The organism is Streptomyces sp. NPDC046303 (assembly GCF_055588085.1).
The window spans coordinates 79,502-101,888 of the sequence record NZ_JBVJFA010000010.1 but is presented as its reverse complement, the minus strand read 5'-3'; the positions used below and the strand labels follow the sequence as shown (position 1 = coordinate 101,888).

General features: G+C 72.0%; 19 protein-coding genes and 1 pseudogene. 9 read left to right on the top strand and 11 right to left on the bottom strand.

What is annotated here, in order from left to right; genetic code table 11:
* The first annotated feature begins 17 nt into the window (after window positions 1-17).
* From ACZ6I1_RS13130 to ACZ6I1_RS13120, 3 genes are read left to right on the top strand one after another with little or no spacing between them, the layout of a single operon-like run.
* A complete protein-coding gene (locus ACZ6I1_RS13130; RefSeq protein WP_469286457.1) occupies window positions 18-713 on the top strand; it encodes a glycosyltransferase family 2 protein in 696 nt (231 codons plus the stop codon).
* On the top strand, window positions 710-1,384 hold the full coding sequence (locus tag ACZ6I1_RS13125) for a TIGR04282 family arsenosugar biosynthesis glycosyltransferase (RefSeq protein ID WP_469286455.1): 675 nt from the start codon (window positions 710-712) through the stop codon (window positions 1,382-1,384). The genes ACZ6I1_RS13130 and ACZ6I1_RS13125 overlap by 4 nt, the downstream gene beginning before the upstream one ends.
* Window positions 1,381-2,106, top strand: a complete 726-nt coding sequence (locus ACZ6I1_RS13120; protein WP_469286453.1) for a class I SAM-dependent methyltransferase — start codon at window positions 1,381-1,383, stop codon at window positions 2,104-2,106. Before ACZ6I1_RS13125 ends, ACZ6I1_RS13120 begins: the two co-directional genes overlap by 4 nt.
* On the opposite strand, the gene ACZ6I1_RS13115 is transcribed toward ACZ6I1_RS13120, so the two are convergent.
* Together ACZ6I1_RS13115 and ACZ6I1_RS13110 are read right to left on the bottom strand one after the other, a co-directional pair.
* Complete coding sequence (locus ACZ6I1_RS13115) at window positions 2,082-2,630, bottom strand: hypothetical protein (RefSeq protein ID WP_469286451.1); 549 nt, start codon at window positions 2,628-2,630, stop codon at window positions 2,082-2,084. The two genes, ACZ6I1_RS13120 and ACZ6I1_RS13115, sit on opposite strands and share 25 nt — an antisense overlap.
* The gene (locus ACZ6I1_RS13110; RefSeq protein ID WP_469286449.1) at window positions 2,627-3,787 is read right to left on the bottom strand and encodes a molybdopterin-dependent oxidoreductase; all 1,161 of its coding nucleotides are present in this window, start codon (window positions 3,785-3,787) and stop codon (window positions 2,627-2,629) included. The genes ACZ6I1_RS13115 and ACZ6I1_RS13110 overlap by 4 nt, the downstream gene beginning before the upstream one ends.
* A 111-nt stretch (window positions 3,788-3,898) precedes the next feature.
* Here ACZ6I1_RS13110 and ACZ6I1_RS13105 point away from each other — a divergent pair, with 111 nt between their 5' ends.
* Genes ACZ6I1_RS13105 through ACZ6I1_RS13095 form a run of 3 tightly spaced genes read left to right on the top strand, consistent with a single transcriptional unit; the run spans window position 3,899 to window position 7,189 of the window.
* Window positions 3,899-5,434, top strand: a complete 1,536-nt coding sequence (locus ACZ6I1_RS13105) for a glycosyltransferase 87 family protein (RefSeq protein ID WP_469286447.1) — start codon at window positions 3,899-3,901, stop codon at window positions 5,432-5,434.
* Window positions 5,421-5,894 carry a CBS domain-containing protein gene (locus tag ACZ6I1_RS13100; RefSeq protein WP_469286445.1) on the top strand — a complete coding sequence of 158 codons (474 nt, stop codon included), beginning with the start codon at window positions 5,421-5,423 and terminating at the stop codon, window positions 5,892-5,894. The genes ACZ6I1_RS13105 and ACZ6I1_RS13100 overlap by 14 nt, the downstream gene beginning before the upstream one ends.
* Entirely contained in the window at window positions 5,891-7,189 is a 1,299-nt protein-coding gene (locus tag ACZ6I1_RS13095; RefSeq protein ID WP_469286443.1) for an ArsB/NhaD family transporter, read from the top strand. Before ACZ6I1_RS13100 ends, ACZ6I1_RS13095 begins: the two co-directional genes overlap by 4 nt.
* Before the next feature lie 26 nt (window positions 7,190-7,215).
* Here the strand turns inward: ACZ6I1_RS13095 and ACZ6I1_RS13090 are convergent.
* Window positions 7,216-7,449: pseudogene (locus ACZ6I1_RS13090) on the bottom strand (potassium transporter TrkA); the annotation flags it as partial.
* Between the two features lie 526 nt (window positions 7,450-7,975).
* Between ACZ6I1_RS13090 and ACZ6I1_RS13085 the strand changes: the two are divergent.
* Window positions 7,976-8,851: a universal stress protein gene (locus ACZ6I1_RS13085; protein ID WP_469286441.1), complete on the top strand. Its 876-nt coding sequence runs from the start codon at window positions 7,976-7,978 to the stop codon at window positions 8,849-8,851.
* Window positions 8,852-9,016: 165 nt separating this feature from the next.
* On the opposite strand, the gene ACZ6I1_RS13080 is transcribed toward ACZ6I1_RS13085, so the two are convergent.
* The 6 genes from ACZ6I1_RS13080 to ACZ6I1_RS13055 form a co-directional block, all read right to left on the bottom strand.
* Window positions 9,017-11,167, bottom strand: coding sequence for a SpoIIE family protein phosphatase (locus ACZ6I1_RS13080; protein WP_469286438.1), 2,151 nt, complete (start codon window positions 11,165-11,167; stop codon window positions 9,017-9,019).
* Window positions 11,168-11,430: 263 nt separating this feature from the next.
* A complete protein-coding gene (locus ACZ6I1_RS13075) occupies window positions 11,431-11,913 on the bottom strand; it encodes a hypothetical protein (RefSeq protein WP_469286436.1) in 483 nt (160 codons plus the stop codon).
* Window positions 11,910-13,772 (bottom strand): glycoside hydrolase family 15 protein, encoded by a 1,863-nt coding sequence (locus ACZ6I1_RS13070; protein ID WP_469286434.1) that lies wholly within the window; start codon window positions 13,770-13,772, stop codon window positions 11,910-11,912. Before ACZ6I1_RS13070 ends, ACZ6I1_RS13075 begins: the two co-directional genes overlap by 4 nt.
* 116 nt (window positions 13,773-13,888) lie before the next feature.
* Complete coding sequence (locus ACZ6I1_RS13065; protein ID WP_469286431.1) at window positions 13,889-15,121, bottom strand: NAD(P)/FAD-dependent oxidoreductase; 1,233 nt, start codon at window positions 15,119-15,121, stop codon at window positions 13,889-13,891.
* Window positions 15,097-16,245: a transaldolase gene (gene tal / locus ACZ6I1_RS13060; RefSeq protein ID WP_469286429.1), complete on the bottom strand. Its 1,149-nt coding sequence runs from the start codon at window positions 16,243-16,245 to the stop codon at window positions 15,097-15,099. The genes ACZ6I1_RS13065 and tal overlap by 25 nt, the downstream gene beginning before the upstream one ends.
* Before the next feature lie 122 nt (window positions 16,246-16,367).
* Complete coding sequence (locus ACZ6I1_RS13055) at window positions 16,368-16,805, bottom strand: hypothetical protein (protein ID WP_469286427.1); 438 nt, start codon at window positions 16,803-16,805, stop codon at window positions 16,368-16,370.
* Between the two features lie 83 nt (window positions 16,806-16,888).
* On the opposite strand from ACZ6I1_RS13055, the gene ACZ6I1_RS13050 reads away from it, so the two are divergent.
* Together ACZ6I1_RS13050 and folE are read left to right on the top strand one after the other, a co-directional pair.
* Window positions 16,889-17,611, top strand: coding sequence for a helix-turn-helix transcriptional regulator (locus ACZ6I1_RS13050; RefSeq protein ID WP_469286425.1), 723 nt, complete (start codon window positions 16,889-16,891; stop codon window positions 17,609-17,611).
* 54 nt (window positions 17,612-17,665) lie between these two features.
* On the top strand, window positions 17,666-18,352 hold the full coding sequence (gene folE, locus ACZ6I1_RS13045; protein ID WP_469286423.1) for a GTP cyclohydrolase I FolE: 687 nt from the start codon (window positions 17,666-17,668) through the stop codon (window positions 18,350-18,352).
* A gap of 46 nt (window positions 18,353-18,398) precedes the next feature.
* Here the strand turns inward: folE and ACZ6I1_RS13040 are convergent, their stop codons facing one another.
* Window positions 18,399-21,359 carry a tetratricopeptide repeat protein gene (locus ACZ6I1_RS13040; RefSeq protein WP_469286421.1) on the bottom strand — a complete coding sequence of 987 codons (2,961 nt, stop codon included), beginning with the start codon at window positions 21,357-21,359 and terminating at the stop codon, window positions 18,399-18,401.
* 155 nt (window positions 21,360-21,514) lie between these two features.
* Complete coding sequence (locus tag ACZ6I1_RS13035) at window positions 21,515-21,979, bottom strand: hypothetical protein (RefSeq protein WP_469286419.1); 465 nt, start codon at window positions 21,977-21,979, stop codon at window positions 21,515-21,517.
* Window positions 21,980-22,387 lie beyond the last annotated feature (408 nt).

Genomic DNA, 22,387 nt, shown 5'->3' with positions numbered 1-22,387 from the left:
CGTCCGGCGTCCATACGGTGAAATCCGTGACCGTAGACGTCGTACTCCCCTGTCTGAACGAGGCCGAGGCACTGCCCTGGGTGCTCGCCCGCATCCCTGCCGGCTGGCGTGCCGTCGTCGTCGACAACGGCTCCACCGACGGTTCCGCCGAGATCGCGCGCGGCCTCGGCGCCACCGTGGTGCACGAGTCGCGTCGCGGCTTCGGGGCTGCCTGCCACGCCGGGCTGCTGGCCGCCGAGGCCGAGGTCGTCTGCTTCTGCGACTGCGACGCCTCGCTCGACCCCGGGCTCCTCACCGGGTTCGTCCGCGCGGTCGAGGAGGGCGGGGCCGACCTCGTGCTCGGGCGGCGCCGGCCCCGGGGTCGCGGAGCCTGGCCGGTGCACGCCCGCGCCGGAAACCTGGCCCTGTCCCGGATGCTGCGGCGCCGCACCGGGCTGCGGCTGCACGACCTCGGCCCGATGCGGGCGGCACGGCGCGCGTCGCTCCTCGCGCTGGGGCTCACCGACCGGCGCAGCGGCTATCCGCTCCAGATGGTGGTCCGGGCCGCAGACGCCGGGTGGCGGATCCGGGAGGTCGACGTGCCCTACTTCCCCCGGGCCGGCAAGTCCAAGGTCACCGGAACCTGGCGGGGCACCTACCAGGCGGTACGCGACATGAGCCGGGTGCTCGCCGAACCGGTGGCCGTCGACACCGTGCCGGGGGGCCCGCGGTGACCACCCTTCTGGTGATCGCGAAGGAACCCGTGCCGGGACGGGTGAAGACGCGGCTCACTCCCGCCTTCACCCCGGCCGAGGCGGCCCGGCTGGCGGAAGCCGCCCTTGCCGACACACTGGAGGCGGTCGCCGCCGCCCCGGCCGAGCGGCGGGTCCTCGTCCTCGACGGCCGCCCCGGACCCTGGCTGCCCCCCGGGTTCGAGGTCGTCCGGCAGTGCGCCGGAGGCCTGGACGAGCGGCTCGCCGCCGCTTTCGCCGGCTGCGCCGGACCGGCGCTGCTGATCGGCATGGACACCCCGCAGATCAGCCCCGCCCTGCTGGCTCCGGCGATCGGGCCGGACGCCTGGCAGGAGTACGACGCGTGGTTCGGCCCGGCCTTCGACGGGGGCTTCTGGGCGCTCGGGCTGGCCGCACCGGACCCCGCGCTGCTGCGCGGCGTACCGATGTCCGTCCCCGAAACGGGCGCGGTGCAGTACGGCCGGCTCGTGGCCGCAGGGCTGCGGGTCGGCCGGCTGCCGCTGCTGCGGGACGTGGACACCGCCGAGGACGCCCGGCTGGTGGCCGGCGAGGTCGGCGAGGCCCTCGAGGCCGGCGGCAGCCGCTTCGTGGCCCTGTACGCGCGGCTCACGGCGGCCCGGGCCTCCTCCGCCCGCGGACCGGTGGAGTCATGAGGCTCCGCAGGGCACGCGAGGCGGCACGCGAGGCGGCCGCGGCCCGGGGCGCCCTCCCCCGGCCGGCCGCCTGGCGGGAGGACCCGTACGCCGACGCGCTGCACCGGGGCCGGGGCCCGCTGTTCCTGCGCCGGAGCGACGGCTGGCTGTTGCCGCTGGAGGTGGAGCGCTGGTGCGCCGCCCCGGACGCGGCGGACCTCAGCGTGCTGGCCCGGTGCCAGGGGGCGGTCCTGGACATCGGATGCGGTCCCGGACGCCTGGTCGCCGCGCTGGCCGCACGCGGACACCGGGCCCTGGGCGTGGACGTGAGCCCGGCGGCGGTGGCCCGTACCGCACGGGTGGGCGGGCTCGCGCTGTGCCGGTCGGTGTTCGAGCCGCTGCCCGGGGAGGGACGGTGGGACACGGCGCTGCTCATCGACGGAAACATCGGCATCGGCGGAGATCCCGCGGCCCTGTTGGGGCGCCTGGAGGCGGTGACCGGCCCGGCGGCGCGGGTCATCGTGGAATGCCTGTCGCTGGACGTCGACGAACGCTGCGAGGTCCGGCTCGACAACGGCAGCGGCGGGCTCGGGGCGCCGTTCGCCTGGGCCCGGCTCGGGGCGCGTGCCCTGCGCCGCCACGCCCGTACCACCGGCTGGGCCCTCACGGACGAGTGGTCGGTGGCGGGCCGGGTCTTCGTCGAACTCTCCCGGCGGCCTCAGGTCCCGTCGCCGGGAGCCTGAGTCCCGGGTCCGGGCGTCGGGCCGGCCGCCCGTCCGGGCTCCGGCCCGCCGTCGTTCCCGGTCGTCTCCTGCTGCGGCCGGGATCCGGGTCCGGGCCGGCGGCCCGGGTGCCGTGGGCGGTAGCGCGCCGCCACTGCCACCACGACGGCCGCGATCGCCACCGCGGCGAGCACCAGCAGCAGGTTGCGCCCGTAAGGCAGCGGCAGCGCGGACGGGTTGGGCGGGGAGCCGGGCCGGACCAGCAGAGGAAGCGTGATCAGGAGCAGTGAGCCGCCGACGATCAGGGCGCCGCGCAGCACCCCGCGCGTGGGGACGGCGGCGATCAGGAATCCGCCGGCCAGGACGAGGGGCGCGATCAGGCCGTCGTGCAGGACCAGCGCTCCGGCGAGCCAGACGGCCACGTCCTCGGACTGGGGCAGCACGGACAGCTGCCGGCCGCCGATGGCCATCAGCAGCAGCCCCAGGCCGCCCAGGACGTAGCGGACCGCCCCCACCCGACGGGCATCGACCGCCTCGCGCTTCACATGACCTCCAGCCGGGTGACCCATTTCGTCTGCAGTACACCGGGCCGGTTCGGCGCGATGATCCGCGCCGGGTAGCCGTGATCGGGCAGGAGAACGCCGCCGTTCAGGGTGAGGGCGAGCAGGGTCAGGGGATCCTCCGCGTACTCCTGCCCCATCTCCATCACCCGGTACGCGCCCTGCACTTCGAGCGAGACCACCCGCACCCCGGCTCCGGGCCTGCCGCCGGCCCGTTCCACGAGGTCGCGTACCCGTACGCCGCCCCAGCGGGCCTCCACGCTCCAGCCCTCCACGCAGGAGATCGGGAGCCTCGCCTGTGACTGCGGCAGCGTCCGCAGTTGATCGAGGGTCAGCGTGAAGGGGCGGGGGCCCAGCACCTCCAGCCGCCAGTCGCGCAGGGCAGCCGCCGATACTCCGGCCGCGGCCGCCGTACGGTTCACCGGCAGCCCCTGCGGCCCGTGATCGGGGTGTCGGGCTGCCAGCAGGTCCAGTCGCTTGAGCGGGGTGAAGGACTGGCCGACCGTGGTCAGGGTCACCGCCCCGACCGCCGCGCCGACCCCCAGCAGGAGCGAGCGCCGGTCCCGGGCGTCCTCGGCCGGAAGCTCCAGTGTCCCGGCCGACCGCCGCCCCCAATGGGCCTTGATCGTCGGCGCCTGCACCGCGATGTGCAACAGGATCGAGCCCGCCGCCACCCAGGCCACGGCGAAGTGCGCGGGTACGAAGGAGAACGGCCACGGGTACCACTCGACGATGTTGAGGAGTCCCGTGAAGACCTGGAAGACCGCCGTCGCCACCAGCACCGCGACCGAGAGCCGCTCCAGGGCGTGCCGCACGGACCGGACCGGCGGCCACACGAACAGGCGGGGATACACCGCCCACAGCTTCACGAGCAGCAACACGATCGCCGCCAGTCCGAAGGCGATGTGCAGCCCCTGGGTGAGCCGGTACCCCCAGACGGGCCGGCTCGGCAGGTAGTCGGCGAGCCATCCCGGCGGATGCTGGAGGTAGTGGCTGATCAGCCCGGTCACGAAACACACCGCGAAGGCGATGCCCAGCAGGCGCCCGACGGACGTCGCCGTTCGGGCGTCATGCAGCCGTCCCGAGAAGGAGGGCGGTCGCACGGGTGGGAGGACCGGGCGCCAACGGGTTCGGGGCATCATGCTCCCATCACAGCGCCACGGGACGCGCTATGGAGCCTTCGACACCTTACGAAACGCGGACGCGAGGCCCGGTGGGGCAGGATTCCCGCCCTGCGCTGCCAGGCTGTCGCCATGGACAGCCCCCGCACCGCCGGCGCCGCCTTGCTGCTGGCGGCCCTGACCGCCACCCTCGTGCTGACCGTGCGCAAGGACGGGTACTTCGCGGACCCGGCCGGACTGTCCTGGTGGTACGCGGCCTCGTGGGCGCTGTTCGCCGCGGCCGCATGGGCGCTGCGCAAGGTGCCCGCCCGGCACGTCGTCCCGCTGGTGCTGGCCGGCGGGGTGGTGGTGGCCGCCACCGGTCTGGTCGCGGCTCCCCGCACCAGCACCGACTCCTTCCGCTACGCGTGGGACGGCCGCGTGCAGGCCGCCCGCATCTCCCCGTACGACCACACGCCGGCGGACCTCGCGCTCCTGCCGCTGCGGGACCGCTGGCTCTTCCCGCAGGGCGCCGCCGCCTGCGCCGGACCGGACCGGGCACCGGTCGCGGAGGGAGTGTGCACACGGATCAACCGCCCCCGGGTGCACACCGTCTACCCGCCCGTCGCCGAGGGCTATTTCCTGCTGGTCCACGCGCTCTCACCGCCGGATGTCCGCCACAAGGCCCTGCAGGCCGGCGGGGACCTGCTGTCCGTGGTGACAGCGGGCGCGCTCGTACTGATCCTGCGCCGCCGGGGTGATCCCCGTAACGCCGCCTCCTGGGCATGGTGTCCGGCCGTGCCGATCGAGGCGGTGAACAACGCCCACGTCGACGTACTCGCCGTGCTCCTGTCCGTCGCCGCCCTCGGCGTGGTGGCCCGGCACCGCGCGGCGGGCGGCGCCCTGTTCGGCCTGGCCATCGCCGCCAAGATGCTGCCCGCGGTACTCCTGCCCGGAGCCCTGTCGGGAGTGCGGCGCCTGCGCGACGCGGCCGCCGTGCTGCTGCCCGCCGCCGTGGTCGTCGGCCTCGTCTACCTGCCGTACGTCCTGGTCTCCCGCGCCTCGGTCCTCGGCTACCTCGGCGGCTACGCCGAGGAGGAGGGCTACGAGGACGCCTCGGCCCGCGGCCGGTACGCCCTGCTGCGCCTGCTGTTCCCGGACTCCTGGGCGCTGCCGCTGGCCGTGGCCGGCATGCTCGCCGTGATCTGGTACGTCGTGCGCCGCGGCGACCCCGAACGCCCTTGGAGCGGAGCCCTGCTGGTCACGGGCACCGCCTTCCTGCTCATGACCCCCGGCTACTCCTGGTACGCGCTCCTGCTGATCGCCCTGGTCGCCCTCGACGGCCGCTGGGAATGGCTCTCCATCGCCGCGGCGGGTGCGGCCGTCTACGTCGCCGGCCGGTCCCTCGGCGGCGAGACGGGCACCGTCGCGTACGCGCTCGCCGGCGCCGCCGTCCTGACGGGCTGGGCCGTGCGCCGTCGACGCACGGCAGCGGGCATCGCCGTCTTCGGCGTCGCACTGCTGATCGCCGTGCTTCTGTCCGGGCTCGCCGCCCGTCCCGTCCCCTCGACCGCCCTCCTCTTCCAGCGGGGAGGGGCGCTCGTCAGCGACGGATTCCCCGGGAAGTCGTCCTCCGTTCCCGTCCCGAGCCGTGCGTCCGAACAGGAGCAGCGCCATGCCCGCCCGTGATCTCGCCGAGCCCTACCCGTACGTGACCACCGACGACGCCGCGGTCGACGCGGTCCGCCTGCTGGCCGGGCAGAACCTGCCGGCGCTCCTCGTCCTCGATGCGGACGGCACCCCGTACGCCGTCGTACCCGGCTCCCAGCTCGTGCGCCAGCTGGTGCCCGGGTACGTGAGGGAGGACCCGCTGCTCGCCGCCGTCATCGACGAGCGGCACGCCGAAGCGATGACCGACTCGCTCGCGGGCAAGACGGTGGCCGAATGGCTGCACCCGCGCGAGTTCACGCCGCCCTACGTCGGCCCGGACTCGGGGACGATGCAGATCGCCGCCGTGATGGCCCGCACCCATGTCCCCCTCGTCGCGGTGATCGAACGCGGCGGGGCGGACGGCAAGGGCCGACTCCTCGGCGTCGTATCGGCAGCGGCTCTGATGCGCCACCTGCTCCGGGCGGGCGGCCAGGCGTGAGCGGCTGGCAGAGCTGGGCCGCCGTCGCCGTCTTCGCGGGCGTCTACGTCCTGATCATCACCGAGTGGATCCACCGTGTCGCCGCCGCCCTCGGCGGCGCCGCCCTGATGCTGGCCATCGGGGCGACCGACGACACGTCGGCCTTCCACTCGGATGAGACCGGCATCGACTGGAACGTCATCTTCCTGCTCCTCGGCATGATGATGATCGTCGGCGTCCTGAAGCGCACCGGCCTCTTCGAGTACCTGGCGATCTGGTCGGTGAAGAAGTCCAAGGCCAGACCGTTCCGGGTGATGGCCATGCTGGTGGTCATCACCGCGGTGGCCTCCGCGCTGCTGGACAACGTCACCACCGTGCTGCTGGTGGCCCCCGTGACGCTCCTGGTCTGCGACCGGCTGAAGCTGTCACCCATCCCGTTCCTGCTGGCCGAGGTCTTCGCCTCGAACATCGGCGGCACCGCCACCCTCGTCGGCGACCCGCCCAACATCATCATCGCCAGCCGGGCCGGGCTCACCTTCAACGACTTCCTCGTCCACCTCGCCCCGCTCGCCGCGGTCCTGACCCTCGTCATGGTGCTGCTGTGCCGGGTGATGTTCGCCAGGCACTTCGTCTACGACGAGAAGCGCGCCGCCGAGATCATGGAGCTGCGCGAACGCGAGGCGATCAGGGATCCCCGCCTGCTGATCCAGGGCCTGAGCGTCCTCGCCCTGGTCGTCGCCGGATTCGTCCTGCACCCCGTGCTGCACTACGAGCCCAGCGTCGTCGCCCTCCTCGGTGCCGGCCTGCTCATCGCGATCTCCAAGGTCGAGACCGGAGAGGTGCTGGGCGAGGTGGAATGGCCCACCCTCGCCTTCTTCGCGGGCCTGTTCGTGATGGTCGGCGCCCTCATCGAGACCGGAGTCATCGGCGAGCTCGCGGGACAGCTCGCCGACGTCATCGGCGGAGCGCGGGTGGGCGGCACGATGCTCCTGCTGGGCGGTTCCGCCGTGCTCTCGGGGATCGTCGACAACATCCCCTACGTCGCCACGATGGCCCCCATCACCAGTGAGCTCGTCACCGGCATGGGAGGCGACCCCGACCACGTCCTGTGGTGGGCCCTCGCCCTCGGCGCCGACCTCGGCGGCAATGCGACCGCCGTCGGCGCCTCCGCCAACGTCGTGGTCCTCGGCATCGCCGAACGCAGCCGTCACCCCATCACTTTCTGGCAGTTCACCCGATACGGCCTCGTCGTCACCGCCGTCACCGTCGCCCTCGCCGCCCTCTACCTGTGGCTGCGCTACTTCGCTCTCGCCTAGGGGGTGCCTGTCCGAGGAGTTCGGCCCCGCAGCCTCGCCAGGACCCGCGTGCCGATCTTGCCCAGTCCGAGGAGCACCACGTGCCCGGACAGGCCGCGCGGGGGTCTGCGCAGGGCCATGGCGGTGGGGAACGCGCCCAGGGCTTCCAGCGCGGCCGCCACCAGGACCGGAAGCAGGAGCAGGCCCACGAACCCGGACAGGATCTGCAACACCTGCTGCTGCGTCGAGGCGTCCACCACCGGGTCGTTGATCGCGAAGATGTGTTCCTCCAGGTGCTGGCCGAGCTCGCGGTGGTAGAGCCGGATCACCAGCCGCAGCCCCGCGGCGGCCAGCACCCTCCTCGTCCGGCTCCGCCTCCAGTACCCGCAGCTCCCGTACCGGCAGCCGCTCCCCCGCCGGCCTGGCCGACGCTCGCCCGAACCGCCCCAGGTACCGCACCCGTTGACGCCCCACCACGGGCTGCGACTGACGAGCGGCCGGCACCACGAGCGTCACCCGCTCCTGGTACACGTCGCGGAGCTCGGCGGCCAGCCGACGGGCGAGTCCGTCGTCACCGCAGACCACCATCCTGCCCGCCACGTCCGAAAGTTGAACCTGCCCGGGAATCTGCACGCGCACAGGATGCCTGCCCGGATTCCGGTGGGCATCGGTGGCCGCTCGGGTCTGCTGCGGCCCGTGCCCCCGCCGCGACGACGCAATCCGGATGACCCCGGCCCTCCTGCCTGGGCGGGCCGAGCCAAGCTGTAGGAAGCTGGAAGTGGGGCGTCATCGAAGGAGATGGACCTCATGACGAGCCGAGTGACCGTGGGCCTGGACGGCTCCCCTGAAAGCAGTGCGGCGGCCCGCTGGGCTGCCCACGAGGCCGAGCTGCGGGGCGCGTCCCTGGACCTGGTCCACGCCGAGGAATGGCTGGAGGATCCGCCGCTGCCGGTCGCGACCACCGAGGAACGCCGCCACTGGGCCGAAGGCGTCCTCCGCGAGACGGCCGACGAGCTGCGCCGCGAACATCCTTCACTGGAGATCTCCACGCGCCGGGTGGGAGGCCTGCCCTCCGTGGCCCTCGCATCCGCCGCGAAGGATTCCGACCTGCTGGTACTCGGCTCCCGCGGGCTCGGCAGCATCGCCGGCTTCCTCGTCGGATCGACGGGATCGGCCACCATCGCCGAGACCGAGCGCCCGGTCGTGCTCGTACGATCCGCCGACCACACGGGAATCCCGTCCGGCGGCGTCTCCGAGCCGGGTCCTGTCGTGACCGGTGTGGACGTCCGCCACGCCAGTGACAGACTGCTCGCCTTCGCCTTCGAAGAGGCCGCCCATCGCGACGGCAGGCTGGTCGTGGTCCACGGATGGTCTCCGCCCCCGGTCCTGAGCTACGCGCCGGCGCTCGACGCCGGGGTCCTCGCGGAGATCGCTCACGGCGTCGCCACGGAACTGGACGGGATCCTGGGCCCGTGGCGGGACAGGTACCCTTCGGTGACCGTAGAACCGCGCGTGACCATCGGTCAGGCGGCGACCCAGATCCTCGATGCCGCCGCCGGCTCCGCCCTCGTCGTCGTCGGCCGGCGCATCCGCCACTCGCCGTTCGGCCTCCACATCGGCCCGATCACACACGCCGTGCTGCACCACGCGACCTCGCCGGTCGCCGTGGTCGCCCACGAATGATGCGACGTCCTCACGGATACGCCGCCTCCAGCAGGTCCACGGCACGCTCGTCGATCTCGCTCCAGCTCGCCAGGTCGGCGGCGATCAGCTCCTCGGTCAGTCGCCGGTCGAGGGGGACGCCCAGCCGTGCACAGACCTCCTGCCAGTAGCCGGGCCCGGTGACCTCTATCCGCTGGCTGACGCTCGGCTGAGCCTGGCCTGCAGGAGGAGGAGGGCGATGTCGTCGGTGCGTGGTGCGGCGCGTTCGGCGTGCTGAAGAAGAGTGTCGGCCAGGGAGTTCAGGTTCTGGTGTCCGGCTCGGGTGAGTTGGCTGGCGAGGTCGGTGATGGCGTCGTCGATGTCGGTGCCGGGGGTTTCGACGAGCCCGTCGGTGTACAGGGCGAGCAGGGCTCCGGGAGAGAACGGGATGCTGGTGGTGACGTAGTCGGCTTCAGGGTCGATACCGAGGAGGAGTCCCGGCGGCAGGTGCAGGACTTCGGTGCGGCCGTCGGGGTGGCGCAGGAGGGGCGGGGGGTGTCCGGCAGTGGCGAGGTGGGCGCGCTGGTGGGCGAGGTCGAGGTGGGCGTAGAGGCAACTGGTGAACAGGCCGGGGTCGAGGTCGGTCAGGAGCCGGTTGGTGCGAGCGAGGACTTCGCCGGGGGGTGTGCCGGCGGTGGCGTGGGCGTGGACGGCGGTGCGGACTTGTCCCATGAGGGCGGCCGCGTTCATGTTGTGGCCCTGGACGTCGCCGATGGCGGCGGCTGCGGTGGTTGCGTCGCAGCGAATGAGGTCGTAGAAGTCGCCACCGATGTCGATGCGGCGGTCGGCTGCTTGGTAGCGGGCGACGACGTCCAGGCCGGGGATCACGGGGAGGGTGTGGGGCAGCAGTCCGGATTGAAGGGTGCGGGCGAGCTGTTGGCTGGTGTCGAACAGGCGGGCCCGGTCGAGGGCTTGGGCGATGAGTCCGGCCACTGAGGTCAGCAGGGCGCGTTCGGCCGGGGGAAAGGGGCGGGGGTGGTCGTAGGCGAGAACGAGCGAGCCGACAGTGCGGCCGGAGGCGATCAGGGGCAGGAAGGCCCAAGCGGCCATCGTGTCCTGGTGGACGGCTGGAGGATGGTCGCGCTTGAGGTCGGCGAAGGTGGCGAAGAAGCTCGGGGTTCCGGTGGCGAGGACGCGCGCGGCAGGGGTGTCGGAGGTCAGGGGCGCGGCGTCGAACCGGTCCATGAGTTCGGCCGTGTAGCCCCGGAAGCCTTTGATGCGCAGGCGACCCTCTTCCGCGGTCATCAGGGCGAGGGCTTTGGGTCCGAACGCGGGGACGATCTGGTCGGCGGCCAGGTTGACCACGTCGCCTACTCCGGCGGCCTCGGTGAGGGCGGCCGCCAGGTGTGTCAGGTGGTACAGCGCCATCGCGCCCACCGGTTCCGCGGTTGACGGGGGATGTGGTCCGCGGGGCGGGTGAGGGGCGGGGGCAGTCGTGGCGGGGGTGATGTGCACGCTGATGCCGCGCTGGTCGGGGTAGAGCTGGAAGTGCAGCGGCTGGTCGGGGGGGCGCAGTGCGGTGAAGGAGGTGGGCTGGCGGGCGACGACCGCGGCCCGGTAGCGGTCTTCGAAGACGGGGTCGCGAAGCCACAGCAGCACCTCCCAGGGCCGCCTGCCGACCAGGGTGGCGGCCTCTGCGCCGACCATGTCGGCGGCGGCGGGGTTGATGAAGGTGAGCCGGCCGTCGAGGTCGAGCGCGCAGCAGCCCACGGGCAGCCGCTCGGTGAATTCCAGAGCGGCCCGAGCCTCGGCGGGGTCGGCATCGCGGGAGGGTTGCGGTGGCAGCAGCCGCGGTTCCTCGGGCGGCTGCACCGGCCGACCGCTGTCGGCGGCCTGCTGCACCATGAGTCCCGCGCGCCGGCAGCAGGCGGTGATCACACCGCGTTCGTGATCGCTGAGCCGCGCGGGATGCCGGACAGGCCACAGCAGTACCAGCCCGCCCCACACCGCGGTGGCCGCGCTGGTGAGGGGGGCTGCGGCCAGCATGAAGTCGTACGGCAGCACGATCCCGAGCCGTGGATAGCGGCGCGCGACCTCTTCCTGGCTGCCCAGCCACACCAGGCTGCGCTCGCGCATGGCGTCGGCCACCGGGATGGGCACGTCCGTAGGGATCCGTGACCACGGTGCGGTGATCTGCGAGGAAGCACCGGAGGCCACCGCAAGCCGCAGCATCTGCTCGCCGGGCGCCAGAAGATACAGCAGCCCCACCGAGGCGTCCGTGTCGCGCATGACCTGCGCCAGGGCCGCGTCAAGCTGCTCCAGGCGGTCGGCGTCACGGGCTGCGGCGGGCTCGTGCATGTGCTCACCCCGTCCTGGCGAGGAGGTGCTACGGATGCGCCCGAGGCGCGGCCATGAGCTCCAGCCGGGCACGTACCAGCCACACCTCACCCATAGTCGAACGATACGTCCGCCGTACGGTGACGGCATCCGTCTCATGCGGCACAGGAAAAGGGGCGGTGGGCAGCCCCTCTGCTCGATGCAGGGGACGGTCACTCGCCGTGGCACGCGCGTCAGCCGTACGTGGCCACCGTCCGCCCGCCTGCTGCCCCACCACGCCCGCGTCAGGCGTCGAGTGCGGTGAAGCCTCCGACGATCGCCCCGTAGCCGATGTGGGCGCAGACGGTGACCAGGGGTGTACTCGGCCCGTAGTTGAGCATCAGAAATCCGGGCGGTTCCAGCAGCGCTGTCTGTGGGGCGCTGGTCAGCGGGCTGCCCATGCGCGGGTGGACGAGGGGCAGCAGGATGTTGACGAGTGCGGTGCCGGCGAACAGGCCGTGGGCGAGCCCGAACAGGGCACCCAGCCACCAGCCCGTCCGGTCGATGGCCACGAAGACGGCGAAGTAGACGAACGCGAAGACCTGGCCGTTGAGGAAGTGCATCAGGTAGCCGATGGCCTTGGCGCGGGTGCGGTTGACGGTCACGGCCGTGCCGAGCAGGAACGGCAGATCCATGCGGGTCAAGCGCAGTTCGCTGGCCGCCCGCAGCGCGGTGGTCAGCGCGAGGGTGCCGACGAAGGCGCCTGCGGCGGTTCCCCACGCGTTCACCGTGCTGCGTCCTTGCTTGCGGCGGCGATGGCGCAGGCGGCGCTGATCAGTGCCAGGTGGCTCAGTCCCTGGGGCAGGTTCCCCAGGAAGTCACCCGTGGCCGGGTCGATTTCCTCGCTGTAAAGACCGACGTCGTTGGCGAGGCCGACCAGCTCGTCCATGAGCTCGATGGCCTGCGGGAGGCGGCCGGTGCGGGCGAGGGCTTCGACGAGCCAGAAGGAGCAGGCGAGGAAGGCGCCTTCGCCGCCCGCGAGGCCGTCTTCCCCCACGTACCGGTCGACGTACGGCCCGTGCCCCAACCGGCGGGCCAGGGTGCTGATCGTGGCCCGCATGCGGTGATGGTCGCCACCCCCGTATCCGTAGAGGTGGCCCAGCAGAACGGCGGCGTCCAGGTCGTCGCCGCCGGCGGCGCGCACGTAGCTGTTGCGGCGGGGTGAGAAGCAGCGGGTCTCGATGAACGCGGCGATCGCGTCGCGTGCCGCGTCCCAGCGGGGCAGGTGCCGGTCGGGGATCAGGCCGCGTTCGGCGAGGTCGGCGGCGCGATCGAGTGCCACCCAGCACATCATTTTCGACTGGGTGAAGTGCCGGGGTGTGCTGCGGACCTCCCAGATGCCCGCGTCGGGCTGCTGCCAGGCGGTGCAGACGAGGTCGGCGAGTTCCGCCAGGCGGCGTGCGACGTCCGCATCCAGCCCTCCCCTGGCCTGCGCGTAGAGCCAGGCGGTTTGCATCAGCTCTCCGTAGGTGTCCAGCTGGACCTGACCCACGGCGGCGTTGCCGACTCGGACGGGCTCCGAGCCGCCGTAGCCCTCCCAGGGCAGGGTCTTCTCCGGGGTGCGGTGGCCGCCGTCCAGCCGGTACAGCACGTTCAGGGCCGGGTGCGTGAGCTGGGAGGCGTGCATCAGCCACCAGAAGTAGGCGTGGGCCTCCGCCGGGCAGCCGAGCCGCAGGAAAGCCGCCAGGGTGAAGGCGGAGTCGCGCACCCAGGAGAAGCGGTAGTCCCAGTTGCGCTCGCCGCCGATCTCCTCCGGCAGCGAGCTCGTCACCGCCGCCGCGACCGCCCCGGAAGGGGCGTGGACCAGCAGCTTCAGCACCAGCAGGCTGCGCATCACCGCCTGGTGCCACCGCCCGGTGTACAGGCGGTCGTGCGCCCAGCTCTGCCACGCCGTACACGTTGCCTCCAGACGCGCCTCGCACTCGGAGCGGGCGGGCAGGACGAGAGGCTCCTGGTGGGCGAAGGGCATGGCGAGCAGTGCACGTCGGCCTCCGACGAGCTCGAAGCGGCCGCTGATGGCATCCCCGTCGCACAGGGGCTCGCCCGCCTCCCAGGCACAGAGCGCGAGTGCATCGCGTCCGGCTGTCGCCACCAGGACGCCGTCGCGCCGGGCGAGCCGGGTGCGCCGGGTGCCGTAGCCGAAGCGGGGCTGCACGCTCCAGACCAAGGGCACGGACCCGGACAAGCCGTCCACGCGCCGCAGCAGCTCCCGCATGGGCGTGAGCGTCGTGTCGTCGTGGAGGGTGAGGGCGTCGGTGACCCGCGCCGTGCCGTCGGCCGTGACGAAGGTCGTCTCCAGGACGTTGGTGCCCGGGACGTAGCGGCGCTCGGTCCGGTAGGGCACGGACGGTGCGAGCGTGAACCGGCCGCCGCGGACGGAGTCCAGTACGGCGCCGAACACCGCGGGCGAGTCCAGGTCGGGCAAACACAGCCAATCCACCGCCCCGTCCCGGGCGACCAGCGCGGCCGTGCGGCCGTCACCGATCACCGCGTACTCCCGCAGCGGAGCGTAACCGGCCAGGCGCACGCCCCTGGCCGACGGGTCCGGGGCGGTTCCCGTTTCCGCCCGGCCGCTGATGCTTCCCATGAGACAACTCTCCCCCGTGGGCTGCTGACCCGCCTGGTCCGCACGGCCCCCTGGCTCGAGGGTGGGGCGTCACGGCACAGGCGAGCTGCGGGTGACCACACCAGGGCGCCGGTGCGCTACCCGGCGACCTCGTCCAGTGGCACATGGGGGTCGCTGAGCCTGTCCCGGTCGACCCGGATCCTCGTACGGACCAGGTGTTGAACCGACTCGTTGACGTCCCAGACGTTGACGTTCATACCGGCCAGTACCCGGCCCTCGGCAAGCCAGAACGCGATGAATTCACGGGTGTCCGTTCGGCCCCGGAAGACGACCTGGTCGTAACCGTCGGGTTCGACGAAGCCGGTGTACTCCATGCCCAGGTCGTACTGGTCGGTGAAGAAGTAGGGCATGCGGTCGTATGCGACGTCCTGACCCAGCATCGCCTTGGCCGCGACCTGCGGCTGGTTGAGGGCGTTGGCCCAGTGCTCGACGCGGAGGGGCTTGCCCAGCAGCGGGTGGAAGGCGTTCGCGACGTCTCCGGCGGCATGGATGTCCGGGTGGGAGGTGCGCAGCTGGGCGTCGACGCGGATGCCGTTGTCGACGTCGAGGCCGGCGTCGGCGGCGAGCCGGGTGTTGGGGGTGATGCCGACCCCGACGATGACGGCGTCCGCGTGGATGCGGCCGCCGTCGGCAAGCAGCACTCCGTTCGCTTTCCCGCCGACGGCGGTGATTTCGGCTACCTTCACACCGCAGCGAAGATCGACCCCGTGATCCGTGTGCAGGTCGGCGAAGACCTGCGCCACTTCACGCCCCAGCACGCGCAGCAAGGGCAGTTCCGCCGTTTCCAGGACCGTCACCTCCACGCCGGCTGCACGGGCGGCGGCCGCGGTCTCCAGACCGATCCAGCCGGCGCCGATCACCGCGATGCGGGATGCGGACCGGAAGGCTTGCTTGATGCGGTCGCTGTCGGCGAGGCGGCGCAGGTAATGGACCCCGCCGGAGTCGGCTCCGGGTACGGGCAGGCGGCGCGGTGAAGAGCCGGTGGCCAGCAGCAGCTTCGCGTATCCGAGCCGGCTGCCGTCGGCGAGGGCCACCTCGTGTCCGGCCGGGTCGATCGCGGTGACGGTGGCACCCAGGCGCAGGTCGACGTCATGTTCGGCGTACCACGGGGACGGGTGGACGTAGACCGTCTCACGCTCGTCCTTGCCCAGCAGGTAGCCCTTGGACAGCGGCGGCCGTTCGTAGGGGCGCTCGCTCTCCTCTCCGAGCAGGACGACAGGGCCGTCGAAGCCCTCTTCCCGGAGGGTCTGCGCTGCCTTGGCACCAGCCAGGCCGGCTCCGACGATCACGAATGCCGAGTGCGTGGCCATGTCCTCTCCTTTGCTGCGGCGCGCTCGGTGTGCAGTTCGGTGTCCAGTTGCTCGAACAGCTCGTTGCCGGAGGCCGTGAACGTGGCTATGCCCTCATCCTCCAGGACAACCACCACGTCGTCATAGGACACGCCGAGCCCCTCCAGGTCGTTCAGTACCTGCCGGGCGTGCGCGTATGTGCCATGGATGGTGTCCCCGTGGATGCGGCCGTGGTCCGCGACCGCGAGCAGGGTCTGCTCGGGCATGGTGGTGACCACGCCAGGTGCCACCAGGTCGTCGACGTAGCGGGTGTCGGCGTAGGCGGGGTCCTTGACGCCGGTGGAGGCCCACAGTGGGCGTTGCGGACGCATCCCGGCCGCCTCCAGGACCTTCCATCGGTCCGATTCCCGGGCCCGCTCGAAGCGCTGGTAGGCCAGGCGTGCGTTGGCGACCGCGGCCTGCCCGCGCAGCTTCTGCGCCTCGGGTGTGCCGATCGCGTCGAGTCGGCTGTCGATCTCGGTATCCACTCGGCTGACGAAGAAGGAGGCCACCGACGCGATGGACGCCAGGTCACGTCCCGCCGCGTGCGCCCGGCCCATGCCGTTCAGGAAGGCGCGAAGCACCTGGTCGTAGCGGTCCAGGGAAAAGATCAGCGTCACGTTGATGCTGATGCCCTCGGCGAGTGCGGTGCTGATCGCCTCCAGGCCCTCCTGCGTCGCGGGGATCTTCACGAACAGGTTCGGCCGGTCCACCAGCCACCACAGGGCCCGCGCCTCGGCGACCGTTGCCGCCGTGTCGTGGGCGACGCGCGGGTCCACCTCGAGCGATACCCGCCCGTCGACCCCGTCACTGGCCTCGTACACGGGGCGCAGGATGTCGCAGGCCCAGCGCACGTCGAACGCGGTCAGCAGCCGGACGGCTTCCTCGACCCGCACCCCGCGCCGTGCCAACTCACCGACCTGCTCGTCGTAGCGGTCACCCGAGCGGATCGCCTTGGCAAAGATCGTCGGGTTGCTGGTGATGCCCACCACCCGCAGTTCACCCACGAGGTCGGCCAGCCGGCCACCGGCGAGCCGCTCCCGGCTCAGATCGTCCAGCCAGACCGCTACGCCTTCGGCGGCCAGCCGGTCCAGATTCTCACTCATGGTCTTCTCCTTCCGGCCGATTCCGGCCTCCACCCGGGGAGGGGGCGCGGCTGCCACGGCAGGCCGTGCGGGTGGGCCGGTACAGCGCCCACCCGCCTCTGCGTCTTCTGCGGCCGCTGCCGTCAGTGCGAGGGCTGCTCGCGGTGGTAGCGCTGGGCGAGCCGGGCCAGGGCCACCGCGCCGAGCAGCAGGCCGAAGTCGCGCAGCGCGATGTCGTAGTGCCCAGGGATGGTCAGCAGGTTGACGATGATGCCGGCGAGCCATCCGGCGACCAGCCAGCCCCCGAACCGCGGGACGGTGGCGACGACCAGTCCGGCCACGATCTCGACGACACCGACGGCGTACATGGCCGCCTGGGCGCTGCCCGGGACGATGTCGTCGATCCACGGTGCGAGGTAGAGGGGCCAGTCCACGAGCAGGTTGGTGAATTTGTCCAGCCCGAACAGGATCGGCGCGACGGTGAACCCGGTGCGCAGGATGACGAACGCCTGGTAGCCGGGGTCGGTGAGTGCGGCCCGCCGTGGGGTGACGGACGCGGCGGTTGAGGTGGGGGACGACATGACGCCTTCCTTCTATCGAGAACTCTTACTAGCAATAGAAGTACGCGCATCTTCTTTAGTCAATGGTTTTGTGTTTTACACTGGTGTTCGTGGACGACCCGAAAGAAGCACCCAGGACCGACGTCTCCGCCGTGGCCGCGCTCGACGAGCCGACCCGCAGGAGGCTGTACGAGCACGTCGTGCGCCAGCCGGGACCGGTCAGCCGCGACGAAGCCGCCGAAGCCCTCGGCCTCGGCCGGCCGACCGCGGCCTTCCACCTGGACCGCCTGGCCGAGGAATCCCTGCTCGACGTCGTCTACGAGCGGCGCAGCGGTCGCACCGGCCCGGGAGCCGGCCGGCCGGCCAAGCTGTACAAGCGCTCCGGCAAGCAGGTCACCGTCAGCCTGCCGGAGCGGCACTACGAACTCGCCGGACGGCTCCTCGCCCAGGCGCTGGAGGAATCCGAGGCCACCGGCGAACCGGTGCGGACCGTCCTGCACCGAAAGGCACACGAGCTGGGCAGACAGCTCGCCGGACAGGGACACGAACAGGGACAGGGACAGGCGGGCGTCTTCGACCTGCTGGAAGGCCACGGGTTCGAACCCCGCCACGACGGAGACACCATCGTGCTCGGCAACTGCCCCTTCCACGCCCTCGCCCGCGACCACACACAGACCGTGTGCGGAATGAACCTCCACCTGCTGCGCGGCGTGCTGGAAGGACTCACCGAAGACAGCCTCCAGGCGTGCCTGGAGCCCAGTCCCGGCCACTGCTGCGTCCGCCTGCAGCCTGCCTCCCCACCGCCCACGAGGGCGCGGCGCCCCTGAGAACGGCCACCGCCCGGCGCCCGCAGGACCTTGCCCGCCTACGAGGAGTACGTCATGGACTTCGCCACACCGGCCCCGGCCACGGCAGTGGATGAGGCCGGCCTCTCCCCCGGCATCGCCGCCCTATCCGCGCCCCGGAGCACGACGCCGTCCGTCACCCCGTTGCGCGTCGTCCACGACACCGGCGGCATCGATCTGGCCGAAGCCGAACGCGCCGCCGCCCGGTTCCTCGATGCGCTCGGCATCGACACCGGTACCGAGAGCCTTCTCGACACTCCCGGCCGCATGGCCCGCGCGTACGCCGAACTGTTCAGCCCGCGCCCCTTCGACCTGACGACCTTCCCCAACGACGAGGGATACGACGAGCTCGTCTTGGCGCGCAGCATCCCTGTGCGATCGGTGTGCGAGCACCACATGCTGCCCGTCGTCGGCACCGCCCACGTCGGCTACCTTCCGGGCCACCGCATCCTCGGCCTGTCCAAACTCGCCCGTGTCGTCGAACACTTCGCCTGCCGCCCCCAGGTTCAAGAACGCCTGACCAAGCAGGTCGCCGACTGGCTGCAGACTCAGCTGGAGCCCAAAGGCGTCGGCGTCGTGATCGAAGCCGAACACACCTGCATGACCCTGCGCGGCGTCCAGGCCACCGGCTCCAGCACCCTCACCTCCACCCTCCTCGGCACACTCCGGCACGACGCCCGCTCCCGCGCCGAATTCCTCTCGCTGACCGGCCTGACCGCCTGACCGCCTGACCGCGGACCACCTGACAAGTCGCCCTTCCCCGCTGCCCTCAGAGCGCGTGCCTCCCGGCCGCGCCCTTCGCCTGGTTCCGCCAGTGGGCGAGGCTTTCGGAGGTGGCGAGCGTGTGCGGATGGCCGGGGCCCAATACCTCGGTCATGGCCGTGAGCAGCTCTTCCAGGGCCGCTGCCGCGCCGGCCTCGTCCCCCGTCCGGCCTTGTGAGGTGGCGAGGTTGTGCCGGGCGATCAGGGTTTCGGGGTGGACGGGGCCGAGCAAGCGCACGAAGTCCCGCAGGACTTCCTGCAAGGCGGCCGTCGCTCCAGCCCCATCACCTGCCTTCCCTCGCCAGGTCGCCTGGTTACGGCGGGTTCTGAGGGTGTCGAGGTGATCGGGACCGAGCACCCGCACGCGGTCCGCGAGGACTCCGTCCAATGCGGCGACGGCTTCGGCTGGGTTGCCTGCCAGAGCATGTGCGTTGGCCAGGTTGTCGCGGGTGGTGAGGGTGTCGGGGTGGTCGGCGCCGAGCAGCGGGACCTGGTCCGCCAGCACGTCCTGCAAGGCGGTGATGGCTCCGGCCGCGTCTCCTGCCTGACCGCGCCACGTGGCGATGTTGACGCGTGTGGCGAGGATGTCGGGGTGGTGGCGGTCAAGTACGGCCAATCGGTCTCTGAGCAGTGCCTCGAAGCCGGCGACCGCGCCGGCGGCGTCGCCGGCCATGCCCCGCCAGTCGGCGAGCTCGTGACGGATCATGAGGACATCCGGATGCGTGGGAGCGCATTTCTGTTCCACTGACTCCAGCAGCTCCTCGAGGAGCCCGACGGCCCCTGCGGGGTTTCCGGCGGTCCCCTGCCAGGTGGCCAGCTGATGGCGGGCGCCCAGAGTGTCAGGGTGCTCGGGACCCAGCAACGCCAGGAGATCGTCGAGCAGCTCCCGGAAGAGCGCGGCAGCTCCGGCCGCGTCGCCCGCCTCCCCCTGCCACACGCCCCATTCGCGGCGGACGGAGAGGGTGTCGGGGTGCCCGGGGCCCATGGCTCGTTCGAGGTCTTCCAGAAGGTTCCGGAGGGTGGTGCCGGCTCCGGCGGCATCACCCGCCGCCCCCTGCCAGACGGCGAGGTGGTGGCGGGTGGTGAGGGTGTGGGGGTGGTCCGCACCGAGGACGTGGCTCATGTCGTCCGCCACCCGCTCCAGTGAGAGGGCGGCTTCTACCGGGTTCCCGTCCTCACCTCGCCACAGGGCGAGGGTGCCGCGGGCGATGAGGGTGCGGAAATCGCCGGGGCCCAGCACTTCGTTCATGTCGTGGAGGAGGTCCACCAGTGCCGTGGCGGCCCCGGCCGCCCCGGCCTCATCCCCTGCCGCCCTCCGCCAGCGGATGCAGTTGTAGCGGGTGGTGAGGGTGTACGAGTGATCAGGGCCGAGCAGCCGTTCCATGTCCGCCGGCAGCGCCTCCAGACTGCGTGCGGCGCCTGCTGCGTCGCCGGCCTCGCCCTGCCAGAGCGCGCGATTGGCGCTCGCCGCGAGAGCGACCAGGTGACTCGGCCCCAGCACGCGGTCCACATCCTCCTGCAGCCCCTCCAGCTCGGTTGCCGCGCCTGCTGCGTCCCCGGCCCGCCCCTGCCACTGCGCCAGGTTCTGGCGTGCGACAAGAGCGTCCGGATGCGCCGTCCCCAGGTGACGGCCGGTGGCCTCGACAAGGTGCTCGTAGTAGTCGATGGCGGCGGCGACCTGCCCGCTGCCACCGAGGCTGTTGCCGGCGCGGAACAGCACGACGTGGGCCCCGTCCCCGGGGCGGTACAGGGCTTCTTCGGCGTGTTCGGTGAGCGCCAGGGTGTTGGCACGCAGGTTCTGGACCAGCAGCGTGGCGCTGTCGACCGCGGGCCAGGCAGCTGCGAGGGCGTCGGCCGCGGTGCGGGCGAGCCGGTGCCTGGACTGAGGGCCGAGAGTGTCGCGGACCGCGCGCTGAACCAGTTGGTGGACTCGTACGGCTTGATCAGGGATGCGCGGCGTGTAGTCCACCAGGCTCAGGCGGTGCAGCACCCACAGCGTTCTCGAACGGTCTTCGTCTGACAGCGCCGCCGACACTTCGGATGTCCGGGACGAGGCGCCGCGGTGGTGGGTCAGGTAGGCCAGTGCCGGGGCACTGGTCAGCACGGATTCGGGGATACCGTTGGGATCGAGCATCGAGGCGAGATGGAGCATCGGCCCGGCCGCCCCTGCCGGTGCCAGTTGATTGGCGCGGTCGATCGAGAGTGACCAGGCAGCCGCCACGCTGGTGGCCTGATCGTCGGGGAGGCCGGACGCATCGGGCAGGACGTGGGTGAGGCAGCGCGTGCGGTCGGCCAGCAGGTCCCGGTAGGCGGCACAGGTGAGGTCGGTGTCGACCAGATAAGCGGCGGCCTGGGACAACGCCAGTGGCAGCTGCCCCAGGTCAGCGGCCAGGGCCGCGAGCTGTTCATCCGGCTCGCGGCGGCCACAGGCGTCCAGCGCGGTGGTGAGGTAGGCGGTTGCCTCGGCAGGGCTGAACAGACCCACTTCGACCCGAAGACGTTCCTTGCTGCGGGTGAGAGCGGCATCACGGCGACGGGTGGTCACCAGGGTGCGTCCGCACGGGCTTGCCGGCGGCCACAGTCCGCGTACGTCGGCGGGATCGGCCAGATCGTCCAAGACCACCATCCAGCGACGGCCGACACCACCGCCCTTGGGCTCCAGCCAGGCCAAGAACGCGTCGGCGGCCTGCTTGGGGTCGTTTCCGTCGGCGCCGAGGATCTCGACGGCGGCTTGGGCATAGGCGGCGACGACCGCGGGGCGGCCGGCAGCGGTAACCCACACCAACAGGTCCAATCGCCCGCTCTGCAACAGGGTACGGGCGTGGTGGGCCGCCAGCTGGGTCTTGCCGGTTCCCCCCATTCCCGTGAGCACCAGCCCTGACGGTCCGCCACTCGCACCGAAGACTGCCCGCTCCAGTTGTTCGACCGCAGCGCGGTTCTGGAAGCAGTCCGCCTCCCTCGGCAACACCCCGACCTGGTGCGGCCACGAAACTGCGGGGCGGGGTACCGCGTGGACCGTCACGTGGTCGGCGCGACCGACCGCGACGCCTCCACGATCGGCGTGGATCGCGGTGAGCGCCGTGCCGGGACTGCCACTCGGAGCCGGAAGGACGCCGGGTCCGGTCAGCCCTGGTCCGGACCCGGCGACGAAGGGGTTCCGATGGTCACGTCCCGCATGCGCCAGGCCGCTACGGCTCCACGGTCGGCACTGATGCTCACGCCGTCGCCGATGGCGACTCCGCGAGCGCCGGCCGACACCTGGGCGCCAGAGGTGTGCTGCGCCAGCAGCGACCGCAGTTCCTCGACGACCTGGGCGCGGTCGGCCCCCTCGACACCGGCCAAAAAGTCCTCGATGCGCGTCTGCCACACCGCTTCCTGGCGGACATGCGCCCGCTCCGCGTCCGGCCCCTCCAGCTCGGCTGCCGTCCGCTCCAGACGCTCCAGCTCCGCCCGCTCACGCTGGTCATCCCCCCGACCGAACAAACGGGCCATCGAGCGGCTGAACCGGGCCCACGCATCCGTGCCGGCCGCCTGGACCACGGCCGTCCCTCCGGCTGCGGCCAGCACCATCAACTCCTGCTCCAGCATCCACACCCCCCGGTCCTCGCACTTGGCAGCAAGGTAGCGTCACCGGCCGTCCCACGCTGCGTAATGGCGAAATCACCCTTCGGCGTGCTCCGGCGGCCTTCGCTGCGACCTGCGCGGACAGCCCTGCCCCGGCCAGCCGGCCCACAGTCTTCTCGGCCCCGCACATGCCGGAGTGCACCAGCAGCAGAGCGCCGCCGGGGCGCAGCAGAGCAGAAACGGTCGCGCACATCCGGTCGATCACGCCGCGTCCGTCCGGGCCGGCGTCCCAGGGCGCTGCGGCCCCCGCGAAGGCGATGGCACGCCCGGGGCGGGCACGTACGACGGGTTCGCCACGACCAACGAAGGGGTAACGGCGGGCGGGAGCGGGCTCACCGCAAAGGTCATGGTGGGACCGTTCTCGTCGTTTCT